Genomic DNA, 13,720 nt, shown 5'->3' on the forward strand with positions numbered 1-13,720 from the left:
ATGCAGTCCCGGCGCGACCAGGCGCACGCACAGTCCTACCTGCTGGGCCGGCTCACCGCGGGCCTCGTCACCGGCGAGCTCGACCAGTCCGAGTCGCCGCACCGCCGCGCGATCACCGGCCTGGTCGCCGGCGTCCTGGTGGCGGCTCTGGTGGCCGGCGGCTTCACCGTCTACGGCCTGTTCGTGCCGGGCGGGGCGACCTCGTGGCGCAAGTCCGGCACGGTCGTCGTGGAGAAGGAGACCGGCACCCGCTACCTGTACGCGCAGGGCCGGCTCCGCCCGGTGCTCAACTACGCGTCGGCCAAGCTGCTGCTGGGCGACCAGCTCACGGTGAAGTCGGTGGCCGGCGGCTCGCTGGCCGGGGTGCCGCACGGGCTGCCGGTCGGGATCGTCGGCGCGCCCGACGGCCTGCCCACCCGCGGGATCGGCAACACCTGGTGGACCGCGTGCGCCCCGGTCTCGGACGGCCGCACCGCGCTCACCGTCGAGATCGGCGACTCCCCGGCCGGCACGCCGCTGGATGCGGGGCACGCGCTGCCGGTCTCGTCCGGCGGCGCCTCCTATGTGATCTGGGACGGACACCGATACCGGCTGAGCGAATCATGGGTGTCCGCGGTGCTCGGCTACACCGGCGCCGCCGTCGAGGTGCCCCCGGCGTGGCTCGACCTGATGCCGGCCGGGCCCGACCTCGGCCCGCTCGACGTGCCCGGCCGCGGCTCCCCGGGGCCGGCCGCCGATGGTGCGCCGACCCGGGTCGGTCAGCTCTTCACGGCCGGCGACGACCGCTGGTACGTGCTGCGCGCCGACGGGCTCAGCCGGCTCACCTCCACCGCGTACGCCCTGCTCGCCGGCGATCCGAAGACCGCGCTGGCCTACCCGGACGGGGTGGTGACCGCGACCCGGATCAGCCCGGCCGCGCTCGCCCGGATCGCGGCGTCGACCACCGCGGCCCCCGGCGCCGACCTGCCGGCGGCGTTCCCGGCCGCGGCGCCGTCGGCCGGCATCACCTGGTGCGTGCAGAACTCGCCCACCGAACAGACCCGGCTGGTCGCCGCGGGCGCGGTGCCCGCGCTCAACGTCACCCGGGCCGGCGTCGGGCTGACCCGCGAGGCGCGCACCGCCGACGCGGTGGCGGTGGAGCCGGGCCTGGGCGGCCTGGCCGTGGCCGGCCGCCGCGACGAGGCGCCCGGATCCACCTACTACCTGGTCACCGACGCCGGGACGAAATATCCGCTGGCCGGTGCGGCGGTGGCCAAGACGCTCGGCTACTCGCCGGACGCCGCCATCGTCATCTCACCGGACCTGCTCGACCTGCTGCCGACCGGACCCCTGCTCGACCCGGCCCGGGTCGTGGGGTGAGCGGCAGCCGGACCTTCGGCGACCCAGCCGGGTCCCGACCGTAGAAGGGAACAGTGATGGCACTCCAGAACAGGGTCGATGACGGGAGTCTTCACCCGCTCGTCGGCCAGCTCGAGGACGCACACGGCCAGCTCGGCAACGTGCACAACAACATCTCCGAGTCGCTCTCCAACCTCTCGACGGGCTGGCAGGGCGACGCGTCGGCGAAGCACAGCACGTCCACCCTCCAGTGGCTGGACGGGCTGAACACGGTGCGGCAGGGCGTCGGCGAACTGCACGGCATCATGTCGACCCACGCCGACGTCAGCGCCCGGGCCGAAGCGGAAGTCGGCGACGTGTCGTCGAGCTGGACCTGAGCACCAATCCACCGGAAATCCAGATCGGAGCAGACGCATGGCTAGCTTCAATGTCAACTACGGCCACATGGACGGCGCGGCCGACGACCTGCACGCCGCCACCACGCACATCGAGACCCTGACCGGTTCCGTGCAGGAGCGGTCGCACGCCTACTTCTCGAGCAACGACGGTGAGGTGCTGGACGCCTACACCGCGGCGCACGCCAAGATCAACGAGGGTCTGGACTCGATGCGGCAGGCCGCCGCCAACGGGCGCCTGAAGCTCGAGGAAGCCGGCAACATCTACCGGAAGACCGACAGCTCGACCGCCGGCCTCTTCTGAGGATGACGTGCCGGGACGGGCGTCCCCCGTCGTCCGTCCCGGCCACCCGCTAGAGGGAGAAGCTCATGGACTACTCCGTCCACACGCCGTACATGCGCACCCTGCAGGCCAAGTTGAAGGCCGTGCACGACAGCATCCCGACCCACGGCACCGGCACCACCCAGACCTTCGACGCCAACCTCGTCGGTATCGGGACCGACGCCTTCACCCCCGGCAAGGAGGTGGAGACCACGATCGCCGCGACCTCGAAGGCGATCGGCGCCCGGACGGTCATGCACAGCAAGGCCCTGCACGCCCTCTACAAGGGACTCGACGACCTGATCAACACCACTGATCACGCCGAGTCGCTGGTCGACATGTCGGTCGAGACCTGGAGCGACCGCTTCGGCGACCCGTTCGCCGGCAGCACAACCACCACCACCACCAGCTGACCGATTTCGTACGCCGTACGCCCGACCCGGCGCGAGGAGCATCGCCATGGCCGCCACCAACAACCCGCCGCCCACCGAACTGTCCGGGTGGACCTGGGACGACGTCGTCATCCACATCTTCGGGATGGGGAACGACAACGCCGACGGAAGTAGCGGCAAGGTCCTCAACCGGGACCTGGTCGCCGGGCCGGGCGTGCGCTGGATCCAGTTCGTCCAAGCGGTCGACTCCGGCGTGATCGAGAACTACGGCGCCGACTCCGACGGCAACCTCGACCTCATGCCGGCCGACACCAACGACATCCTCTTCGCCGTCTACAAGATGTGGCGGGAGAACGGCAAGACCTACTCGCGCAACATGACGGTGCAGGCCAAGGTCACGTTCTGGGACGCGCAGGGCGGGAACACCCCGGCCACCGCGTTCGAGACCTATTACCAGGGCAGCCGCAACGCCCTCGACAAGCTCTTCCAGGACCGGGACGCGATCTTCGACCCGACCTCCTTCCACAGCGCCGGTGTGCTGCTGCACGAGGCCGAGGCCTACCTGACCGCCGCCGACGCCGCGCTCAAGCAGGTGCTCGACGACGTCGGCAGCGACACCTCCGGGCTCCAGGGCACGGCGGCCGGCGCCTTCGCCGCGTCGCTGAAGAAGCTGCACGACGACATCCACTTCCTGGCCCGGGACATGGAGGCGGGCACCGATCACAGCTGGTCGAAAAAGGTCTACGAAACCTCGAACGACCTGTGGGACTTCCGGAACAAGGTCAACCAGTCGTTCGGGATGTTCGCCGACCACACCGTGCAATGGTTCAACGGCTTCAACCCGTGGACCCTGCGCTCCGCGCTCAAGCAGATCCTGACCAGCGTGCGGATCGGCAACATGAAGGCCGTCCCGATCAACTTCCCCGACCCGTACGGCTACGGCTCCAGCTCCGGCACGGTCGACATCACCACCGCGGCCGGCTGGGAAGCGCTCGACACCCTGATGAAGGGCGCCTGGCTCAAGCAGGCCCAGGTGCTCGACGCCGAGGTGCGCTCGGTGCTCGGCCCGTTCACCGAGAAGCTGAGCACGCTGGCCGACGACGTCCGCGACCTCACCCCGCCGCCGACCGCCAGCACCGGCAACAACAACACCGGCGCCAACATCCCCGACGTCAGCGGCGGAAACGGCACCGACATCCCCGACATCGGCGGTGGCTCGGGCTCCGACCTCCCCGATATCAGCGGCGGCTCCGGCTCCGACCTCCCCGACGTCAGCGGCGGCTCCGGCTCCGACATCGCCGGCATCAGCGGCGGCGGGTCGGATGGTCTCGGCGACCTGGGTAGCGGATCCGGATCGAGCGGCCTGGACGGCCTCGGCGACCTCGGAAGCGGCTCGACCTCCGGCCTCGGCGACCTCGGCACCGGCGATCTGAGCAGCGGCGGTTCGAGCGGCCTCGGCGACCTGGGCGGCTCCGGTCTCGGCTCCGACCTGGGCACCAGCTCCGGCATCGGCACCGGGGGCGCGGGCAGCCTGGGCAGCAGCATTCCGATCCTGGGCGGCGCGTCGAGCGGCCTCGGCAGCCTCGGCGGCTCCAGCGGATCGAGCGGCCTGGGCGGCTCCAAGTCGAGCGACCTCGACTCGCTCGGCGAAGGCACCGCCTCCTCGCTCTTCCCGACCGACGTGGACGGTTCCGACATCGGCGCGCTCGGCGGCGGGGCCGGCGCCGGCGGCACCACCACCGCCGACACCGGACTCGGCGAGAACCTCGCCGGCCTGCTCGGCGAGCCCGCCACCAGCAGCGTCACCACCGGAAGCCCGCTGACCAGCAGTGGCAGCTCGTCGGGCATGCCGTTCATGCCACCGATGGGCGGGATGGGTGGTGGTGGCGCCGGCCAGCAGGAGAACAAGGAGCGCGAGCGCAAGACCTGGCTCGAGGAGGACGAGGACGTCTGGGGCACCGACCCCGACTGCTCGTTCGCCGTGATCGGCCGCGAGGAACTGCCGGAGGAACCGACAGCGCCGGCGCCGGCCGCACCGGGCCGCCCCGGCACCCGGCAGACCCCCGGCTTCACCCCGCTGCGGCGCAGGGGCTGACGCGATGCCGGCCTCCACGATCTCCTACGACGGCTGGACCTGGGAGCAGATGGTCCAGAACGTGTTCGGCGCGTCGGTGCCGACCGACCGGCTCAAGGTTGCCGGACCGGGCATCGACTGGGTCCGGTTCACCGAGCTGACCACGGTGAAGACCGCTGCCGGCAGCACGCCGGCACTCACCCCGGGCCCGAACGAGCTGCTCGGTTACCGCAAGACCGGCACCGAGGGCGGCCAGGACGTCTGGCAGGTCGTCCGCGGCTGGATCTCGTTCTACGACGGGAATCCCGCGCCGAGCGCCGCGTACGCCGACTTCTACCAGTCCACCACGAACGCGCTCACCACGCTGTTCGCCGACGGCAGCCACATCTTCGACCCGCTCAGCTTCCACGACGCGGGCCATCTGCTGAAGCAGGCCGAGGACTACCTCACCTCGGCCGAGGCGGAGCTGCGGGCGCTGATGGCCGACCTCGGTGACGCCGCCGACTTCCAGGGCACCGCGGCCGGGATGTTCCTGGCCGCCATTCAGCGGCTGCACGCCGACGCCGACCTGCTGCTCAAGGACATGACCGGCGCCGGGGTCCGCTGGTCCGACCAGGTCTACTACACCTCGAACGACCTGTGGGACTTCCGCAACAAGGTCAACCTGGCCTGGCGCGAGTTCAGCGACCACACCTTCCAGTCGTTCAACACGTTCAACCCGACCCAGCTGATCGTCGCGGTCCGCACCGTCCTCGACCACTTCGACCAGGGCACCCTGAACGCCGTGTCGATCGACATCCCCAACACCTACGGCACCGGGGAGTACGCCGGCACCTTCGACCTGACCTCGGCGGCCGGCTGGAGCAGTCTCGACGCCATGCTCCAGCGCTCCTGGACGGAGCAGGTGGAACGACTCGACGGCCAGATGCGCGGTTACCTCACGACGCTCGGCGAGAAGCTCGCCACCACCAATTCGATCATCAAGAAGTTCACCATCACCGGCAACGAGCACAACGAGAACACGGGTACGAACGGCGGCGGTGACGGGTCCGGCGGCGACGGATCCGGTGGGGGCGACGGCGGGGGCGACGGCGGGGGCGGCGACGGCACGATCACCTCGGGCGGCGACGGCACCGACTTCGGGGGCGGCTCCGGGGACGGTTCCGGGGGCGGTTCCGGGAGCGGTTCCGGGAGCGGCGACGGCTCGCTCGGCGGGGGCGGCGACGGGTCGATGCAGAGCTTCGCCTTCGGGACCGGCGACAGCTTCCTGACGACGGGCGGCGGCGGCAGCGATGGCATCGGCGGTGGCGACGGCTTTTCCTCATCCGGCGCCACCGGCAGCGTCATCGGCGGACTCGACGGCGCCGGCGGCGTGGCCGACCTCGCCGGCGGGGGCATCGGTGGCGGCGGTGGCCTGGCGCTGGGCCTCGGCGGCCTGGGCGGGCTCGGGCGCTTCGGCGGGGCCGGCGGCTCGTTCGGCAAGGGACCGAATCAATACGGCGCCGTCGGCGGGGACGGCATCGAGGGCACCGAGCCGGGCGGGATCAGCGTCCTCGGCGCCGGCGGCAACGGCAGCGGTGGCCTGCTGAGCGGCGGGTTCGGCGCCGGCGGGAACGGCATCGGCGGGCTCGGGACCGACGCGTCCGGCGCTGCCCTGGCCAAGGGCGGATCGGCGATCGGCGACGACCTGGCCGGGCTGCTCGACGGATACTCCGCGGCCACCGGCCCGAACCTGCCCGGAACGACCCCCGGCGAGATGTCGACCGGCTTCGGCAGCCCCGGTGGCCCGGGCGCGCCGGGCGGTCTCGGCGGGCTCGGCGGCCAGGACGGCGAACGCAAGCGCCGCCGCCGCGGGTCCGAGGACCCCGAAGCCTGGGGCACCGACCCGAACTCCCAGGCGGCCGTCGTGGGACGCACCCACGCGCCACGCAAACCGGAAACCCCCGACACCGCGGTCGAGGGTCTGCCCACCGGTCCGCAGCCTGCGCCCGCCGCGGCGCCGGTCGAGGAACGCGTTCAGATCCACGGCATCCGCTGAGCACCAGATTCGCTGAGCACCAGATTCGCTGAGCACCAGATTCGCTGAGCACCAGATTCGCTGAGCACCAGATTCGCTGAGCAGCAGGAAAGGAACCAGCCATGACGAGTCCGCAGATGAACCAGGTCGAGCAGGCGCTGGCCGACTTCGAACGGCAGAAGGCGGCACTCGGCGAGATCGAGCGCGGCCTGCACGGCTCCACCAGCACGGTGGTCGCGAAGGGCCGGGCCCTGGCGGTCACGGTGAACAGCCACGGCGCGGTCGCCGAGATCAAGTTCATGACCTCGGCCTACCGCAACATGTCCGGCGCCGAGCTCGGCGATCTGCTGGTCAGCACGATCGAACAGGCGCGGGCCGAGGCGATGGCACAGACGATGCAGGCGTTCGCGGCGGTGCTGCCCGGCGGCCAGGCGATGGTGGACGCGTTCACCGGCCGGGCCGGCGGCAACGTCGAGACCCCCCTGGAGAAGCTCCTGGCCGAGGTCCTGCTCGACACCGACGGCCCGGCCGAGCACTGATGACCGCGCCGCCCGTCGAATCGGTCCTGGTCCGGGCCGAGATAATCGACAACACCCTCCTCCTGTACGCCGAGGGCGAGCCGACCGCGGACGCCCGCGTGACGGCCGCGGCCCTGCCGTACCTGCCGGAGCGGACGACGGTGGTCTGCACGGCCGCCGTCGCGGGGCGGCCCGACCTGTTCGCCTTCCTGCCCGGCCTTCTGGTGGTCCACCTCGCGGGCCTGGCGGACGGCATCCGCCTGGTGCCGCTCGGCCCCTACGCCGACCGCGCGGCGGTCCCGGCCAAGGCCGCGGCCCTGAGCACCTACCTCGGCCTTGACCAGCTGACCGTCTCCCTCGACCCACCCGGCTCCCCCACCGCCCGCCCGCCGTCGCCCGCCCGCCCGCCGTCGCCCGCCCGCCCGCCGTCGGCCGCCCGCCCGCCAGCGGTCACCAGGCCGCCGGCGGGCGCCCCGAAAACCCCGCCCGCGCCACCACTCTCCGACGGCCGAACCCTGCGCCTGGCCGCCGTCTCCCGGCCGCTGCCGCGGGAGAAGACCGAGCCGCCCACGGTCGCGCTGCGGCCCGAGGCCGTCCGGCCGCCCGAGGCCATGCTGCCGTCCGAGGCCGCGCCGCCGTCCGAGGCCGCGCCGCCGTCCGAGGCCGTCCTGCCGTCCGAGGCCGCGCCGCCGTCCGAGGCAGTCCTGCGGCCCGAGGAAACGATGCCGCTGCCGACCGTTTCCCCAACATCGCCAGTCGCGCTGAGGCCGGCCAGGACCATGCGCCTGGCGGCGATCCGCAAGCCCAAGCCGGACGAGACGACCAACCGGTTGGTAGCCCTCACCGGATCCGCATCGGCCGACGCCGCACCCGCATTGCTGCCGGAAAAAACCACGCCGATGGCCCTCGTCCCCGAGGCGCCACCGGCCGCCCTGCCGCCGGATAAGACCGTGCCGCTGGCAGCCATCCCCAAGCCCCAGCCGGACGAGACGACCAACCGGTTGGTAGCTCTCACCGGATCGCCGCCGACCGAAACCACACCCCCAGCCGAAGCCACGCCCACAGCCGAAGCCGCACTGCCGGCCGAAGCCGCGCCCACGGCCGAAGCCGCACCACCGGCCGAAGCCGCACCCCCAGCCGAAGCCACGCCCACAGCCGAAGCCGCACCGCCAGCCGAAACCGCACCCCCAGCCGAAGCCACGCCCACAGCCGAAACCGCACCGCCAGCCGAAACCGCACCCCCAGCCGAAGCCACGCCCACAGCCGAAACCGCACCGCCAGCCGAAGCCGCACCACCGGTGGCCACCGTCGAGGTGTCGCCCGCCGCGACCGCGCCCGAACCCACGGACGAGGACGCCGCACCTCCGGCAGCCGACACCGCATCACCCATACCGCCCGAAATGCACGACGTGCCGCCGACAGCGAGCAGCGCTGCTCCCCCGCCGCCCGGCCAACATGACGTGCCGGTGGCGGCAGACAGCGCAATTCCGGCACCGGCGGAGGAGAAGGCCCTTCGGTTGGTGGCGCCGATTGCGCCGCGGTCGGCGGCGACCGAGGTTTCGCCGTTCCGGCGTGCCCTGCTTGTGGCCGAGCAGGCCGCGCCCGATCGGGAACCGGAGCCGGTCGGCGACGAGGCCGCCGAGTTGCTGACGGCCGGCCACCCTGCCCCGGAGCCGCCACCGCGAACGCTGATCGCGACGGCCCGCCCGGAGATCCCGGAAGACCCGGAGCCCGAGGCGCCCGCCGCCGAGCCGGACCGGGTCCAGGTCACGCGGCGCCAGTTCGGCCGGGAGCGGCCGGCCGACGACCTGCGGCGGCTGCTGGCCGGGCGCTACGACGCGCACTCGCGGGTGGCCGCGCGCATCCTCTCCGAGGAGCCGGGCCTGCGGGTCGCCACCCTGACGGCGCCCGACCTGCTGGCCGGGCTGATCGCGGTCCGCGCTTACTGCACCACCGAGCGCGCCGCCGTCAACGCGGCCCTGCGGGGTGCGGACGACCCCCGCGCCGAGGCGCTGGCCGGCTGGGTGGCGTACGGACTGCATCGCCTCCCGGCCGTCTTCGGCCCGGTGTTCCGCACCGTGGCCGGGTGGCCGGCCGACGCGTACCGCAAGGGCGCCGTCCTGACCGAGCCCGCCTTCCTCGACGGTGAGCGCATCCGTCCCGCCGGGGCCGGCCACGAGCTGGTCATCTGGTCGGCCGGCGCGCGCCGGGTCGGCCGGCTCGCCGACGGTGATCTGGTGCTCTTCCCGCCCGGCAGCAGCTTCGAGGTGCTCGACATCGAGCCGGACCGGCTGTTTCTGCGCGAGCTTCCCGGCGGCCGCCCCGCCACCGGTGGCGAGCAACTCGTGGCGAAGCTCCGCGCGGCCCCGGCCGGCGCGGCCCCGGCGGCGATCGCGGCATTGACCGACCTGCCCGGCCTCGACGAACACGGCCGGATCTACGTGACGCAGACGAATGATGAGGTGGCGTCGTGAACGGGACCATCGTGGCGGTCTCCCAGACCGAGCCCGGCTGCCGGTCGAGCATCGGCGCGGCGCTCGCCGAGGCGCCACCGGGGGCGACGATCGTGGTGCAGCCCGGCGTCTACCGGGAGCAGCTTCGGCTGGCCCAGGGCGTACGCCTGGTCGCCGAGGAGGGCCCCGGCACCGTGACGGTGGACGGCGGGGATCAGGTCGCGGTCTTCGTGGCCGCCGGCAGTGTGACGCTGACCGGCATCGACGTGGTCGGTGGGGCGCGGAAGCTGCCGGCCGTGCAGGTCGGCGGCGGCCGGCTGGAGCTGGTCCGGTGCACCGTGCGCGGCGGCGGGATCGTGGCCCTGCACGTGCCGGAGGGCGAGCTGGCCATGCGCGACGGCAGCGTGACCAACCCGGACGGGGCCGGTTTCCTGTTCGAGCGCAACGGCTCGGGCCGGGTGGCCGGCACCCGGATCGCCGGCCTCGGCTCGGCGGGCGTGGTGGTGACCGGTGGCGCCGATCCGCACCTGGTCCGCTGCACGATCACCGACGCGCGGGGCGCCGGCCTGATCAGCACCCGGGGCGGCCGGGGCGTCGTCGAGGAGTGCGTGATCAGCGGGGTGGACGGGCACGGCGTGGTCGTCGAGGAGGACGGCGCGGTGCGGCTGTCCGGCACCACGGTCGAACAGGTCGGCGGCGTGCCGGTGCTGATCACCGGGGGCGTGCCGGTGCTGACCGGCTGCACCTTGCGCGCCGCGGACGGTCCGGCCGTGACGGTGGCGGGTCTGGCCCGGCCCACGCTGAACGGCTGCAGGATCGAGACCGAGGCCGGTTACGCGCTCAGTGTCCAGGGGCAGGCGACCGGATCCTACGTGGAGCTGACCGTGACGTCCGGCGACGCGGGCGCGGCGGTGGTGGTGACCGGCGAGGCCGCGCCGCGCTTCGAGGGTGGCACGTTCGCCGCCCCGGAGGGTGTCGGTCTGCTCTTCGCCGACCAGGCCACCGGCCGCGGCGAGCGGATCACCGTCGGCCCGGCGCGGGGCGGCCTGCGGGCGGCCGGCTCCGCGCGGCCGGAGATCGAGGACCTGACGGTCCGCGAGGCGACCGGGGAGGGCATCGAGGTCACCGATCAGGCGCATGTGACGGTACGCCGGGGAACGCTCACCGGTTCGGGCGCGGTGGTGTCGGGTGGCGAGCTGGTGCTCGCCGACGTGACGGTGCACGGCGCGGGCCTGGTCGTGGCGGCCGGGATGCTGCGCGGGACCGGCGTGCAGGTGGAGTCGAGCACCGGCGCCGGCGTGCTGGTGCAGCGCGACGCCGAGCTGGCCCTGCGCGGCAGCCGGGTGCAGGCGAGCGGCGGCCACGGCGTCCGTTTCGCCGCCGAGTCGCGGGGCGAGCTGGTCAACTGCGTCGTGGTGGAGAACGGCGGCGACGGGGTCCGGGTGGAGAGCCGCGAGCCGGTCCGGCTGATCGGCAACGAGCTGCGCGGCAACGCCGGCGAGCAGCTGCGGACGATCGGCGGCAGCAGCAGCGGGGGCGGGGCCGAGGTCACCCGTACACCCGAACCGCCGGAGGCGCCTTTGACCGTGGCCGCACCATCCGCCCGGCCGGAAGCCGCTCCGGTGAGCGAGACCGGCGACGCGTCCGCGACGCTGCTCGCCGAGCTGGACACCCTGGTCGGCCTGGCCGGGGTGAAGCGCGAGGTGGCCACCCTGGTCGGTCTGCACCGGATCGCCGGCAAGCGGCTCGCCGCCGGCCTGTCCGCGCCGCCGATGTCCCGGCACATGATCTTCGCGGGGGCGCCGGGCACCGGAAAGACCACGGTGGCCCGGCTCTACGGCAAGATTCTCGCGTCGCTCGGCGTTCTCGGCGGCGGCCAGCTCGTCGAGGTGGCCCGCGCCGACCTGGTGGCCGAGCACATCGGCGGCACCGCGGTGAAGACCACCGAGAAGTTCCGGGAGGCGATCGGCGGCGTCCTGTTCATCGACGAGGCTTACACCCTGACCGCGGGCGGCGGCAAGGGCGGCGACTTCGGTCAGGAAGCGGTCGACACGCTGGTCAAGCTGATGGAGGACCACCGCGACGAGGTGGTCGTGATCGTGGCCGGCTACTCCACCCAGATGCGCTCGTTCCTGGCCGCCAACCCCGGCCTGGCCTCGCGTTTCGCCAAGAGCATCGAGTTCGAGAGCTACTCCACCGACGAGCTCGTGCTGATCGTCGAGCGCCTCTGCAGCAGCCACCACTACGCCCTGGAATACGACACCCGGATCACGCTGACCGGCCTGTTCGCGAAGATGCCGCGTACCGAGTCGTTCGGCAACGCCCGGGTGGCCCGACAGGTGTTCGAGGAGATGCTGAGCCGGCAGGCGCTGCGGCTGGCGGTCAGCGGCGCCGACGACGGTGTCGAGCTGGCCCGGCTGCTCCCCCAGGACCTCGGCGAGGCCGCCCAGCCGGACGATCCGTCGTCGGCCGAGCTCGACGCCATGCTCGCCGAGCTGCACTCGATGATCGGCCTGGACTCGGTCAAGAAGGAGGTCTCCGACATGGTCGACCTCCTGGTCACGGTGCGCGCCCGCACCCGGGCCGGGCTGCCCGCCCCCTCGGTCTCCCGCCACCTGGTCTTCTCCGGGCCGCCGGGCACCGGCAAGACGACGGTGGCCCGGCTCTACGGCCGGCTGCTCGCGGCGCTCGGCGCGCTGCGCGGCGGCCAGGTCGTCGAGGTGGCCCGCGCCGACCTGGTCGGCGAGTATGTCGGGCACACCGCCCAGCGCACCCGGGAGGCGTTCGACCGGGCCCGCGGCGGCGTGCTGTTCATCGACGAGGCGTACACCCTCGCCCCGCCGGACGCCCGCAACGACTTCGGCCGCGAGGCGATCGACACGCTGGTCAAGCTGATGGAGGACCACCGCGACGAGGTCGTCGTCATCGTGGCCGGCTACGAGGCGGAGATCGAGCAGTTCCTCGCCGCCAACGCCGGCCTGAACTCGCGGTTCTCCCGGCGGATCCACTTCGCCTCGTACACCGCCGACGAGCTGGTGGCGATCGTCGAGGGCCTGGCCCGCTCGGGCGGTTACGACTGCCCCGGCGACACCCTGCTCGCGCTGCGCCGCCTGTTCGAGGAGGCGCCGCGCGGCAAGGGCTTCGGCAACGGCCGCTTCGCCCGGCAGGTGCTGGACGAGGTGATCACCCGCCAGGCCGGCCGGATGCGCGGTCACCACTCGCCCAGCGTGAGCGACCTGCGCACCCTCCGGGTCGGCGACGTCGGGTGATCAGGGTTTGCGGCCGGCCGCGCAGTACTGGTCGATGGCCGCCTCGACGACCTCCGGCCGCCACTGGGTAACCGGCACCACGCCCGGGTCGACCAGCTCCAGCCCGTCGAACAGCGCCTTGATGCGCGACGGGCTGCGCAGGTGGTATTTCGGTTCGGCCGACAGGTTCCAGATGCCGGTCGCCTCCCGGTTGTCCGCGGTGGTGTCGCCCCCGTCGTACATCGCGAAATAGCTGCCGGCGGGCAACGGCGCCATCAGCCGGTCGATGATCGCCTTGGCGTCGTCGTCGCTCTCGACGTGACCGAGGACGCCCATGACCAGCACCGCCACCGGCTGGTCCAGGTCCAGGGTGGCCGCGGCCTCGGCCAGGATCTTCTCCGGGTCGTTCAGGTCGGCGTGCAGGTAGGCGGTCGCGCCCTCGGGCGTGCTGGTCAGCAGCGACCGGGCGTGCTCCTGGACGAGCGGGTCGTTGTCGACATAGACGATCCGGGCATCCGGAAAGACCCGCTGCGCCACCTCGTGCGTGTTGTCGGCGGTCGGCAGGCCGGTGCCGATGTCGAGGAACTGGCGGACGCCCGCCTCGGCGGTGAGGAACCGCACCGCCCGCGCCAGGTATTGCCGGGAGAGGCGGGCGCTGGCCGCGAGGGCCGGCAGCGACTGGAGGATCTGGTCGCCGACCGCCCGGTCCGCCGGGAAGTTGTCCACTCCGCCGAGCAGGTAGTTCCAGATCCGCGCCGTCAGCGGCACGCTGCCGTCCACCGTCACCGTTACCTCCATTGTGGATGGTGTTCTACCAAATCCGGACTTATTGACGCAGGGCAGCACATGTAGGTACGTTCCAGCATCAGCTACATTACTGGATTGTTACTTAACTGGACCGCCGGCGACCCTTGTGAAACTTTCTTCAGACCTAATAGGTTGCCGACGGCAACAAAACATCCG

The 13,720-nt window shown here is 72.7% G+C and carries 10 protein-coding genes; 9 read left to right on the top strand and 1 reads right to left on the bottom strand.

Annotation, left to right across the window (positions count from 1 at the left end; all coding sequences use genetic code 11):
• From eccB to AB0E90_RS22465, 9 genes are all read left to right on the top strand, one after another.
• The gene (gene eccB / locus AB0E90_RS22425; protein WP_360408664.1) at positions 1-1,359 is read left to right on the top strand and encodes a type VII secretion protein EccB; all 1,359 of its coding nucleotides are present in this window, start codon (positions 1-3) and stop codon (positions 1,357-1,359) included.
• Between the two features lie 56 nt (positions 1,360-1,415).
• Entirely contained in the window at positions 1,416-1,715 is a 300-nt protein-coding gene (locus AB0E90_RS22430) for a hypothetical protein (protein WP_360408667.1), read from the top strand.
• A 37-nt stretch (positions 1,716-1,752) separates the two neighbouring features.
• Positions 1,753-2,037: a WXG100 family type VII secretion target gene (locus tag AB0E90_RS22435; RefSeq protein WP_360408670.1), complete on the top strand. Its 285-nt coding sequence runs from the start codon at positions 1,753-1,755 to the stop codon at positions 2,035-2,037.
• Between the two features lie 65 nt (positions 2,038-2,102).
• Complete coding sequence (locus tag AB0E90_RS22440) at positions 2,103-2,468, top strand: hypothetical protein (RefSeq protein WP_360408673.1); 366 nt, start codon at positions 2,103-2,105, stop codon at positions 2,466-2,468.
• Between the two features lie 46 nt (positions 2,469-2,514).
• Positions 2,515-4,542: a hypothetical protein gene (locus AB0E90_RS22445; protein ID WP_360408676.1), complete on the top strand. Its 2,028-nt coding sequence runs from the start codon at positions 2,515-2,517 to the stop codon at positions 4,540-4,542.
• A 4-nt stretch (positions 4,543-4,546) separates the two neighbouring features.
• Positions 4,547-6,559 carry a hypothetical protein gene (locus AB0E90_RS22450; protein ID WP_360408679.1) on the top strand — a complete coding sequence of 671 codons (2,013 nt, stop codon included), beginning with the start codon at positions 4,547-4,549 and terminating at the stop codon, positions 6,557-6,559.
• 101 nt (positions 6,560-6,660) lie between these two features.
• The gene (locus AB0E90_RS22455; protein WP_360408682.1) at positions 6,661-7,077 is read left to right on the top strand and encodes a YbaB/EbfC family nucleoid-associated protein; all 417 of its coding nucleotides are present in this window, start codon (positions 6,661-6,663) and stop codon (positions 7,075-7,077) included.
• Complete coding sequence (locus tag AB0E90_RS22460) at positions 7,077-9,530, top strand: hypothetical protein (RefSeq protein WP_360408685.1); 2,454 nt, start codon at positions 7,077-7,079, stop codon at positions 9,528-9,530. Before AB0E90_RS22455 ends, AB0E90_RS22460 begins: the two co-directional genes overlap by 1 nt.
• Positions 9,527-12,778, top strand: coding sequence for an AAA family ATPase (locus AB0E90_RS22465; RefSeq protein WP_360408688.1), 3,252 nt, complete (start codon positions 9,527-9,529; stop codon positions 12,776-12,778). Before AB0E90_RS22460 ends, AB0E90_RS22465 begins: the two co-directional genes overlap by 4 nt.
• On the opposite strand, the gene AB0E90_RS22470 is transcribed toward AB0E90_RS22465, so the two are convergent.
• Positions 12,779-13,543: an SAM-dependent methyltransferase gene (locus tag AB0E90_RS22470; RefSeq protein ID WP_360408691.1), complete on the bottom strand. Its 765-nt coding sequence runs from the start codon at positions 13,541-13,543 to the stop codon at positions 12,779-12,781.
• Between the last annotated feature and the right edge of the window lie 177 nt (positions 13,544-13,720).

It is taken from the genome of Actinoplanes sp. NPDC026619 (genome assembly GCF_040638295.1).
Taxonomy (GTDB): Bacteria; Actinomycetota; Actinomycetes; order Mycobacteriales; family Micromonosporaceae; genus Actinoplanes.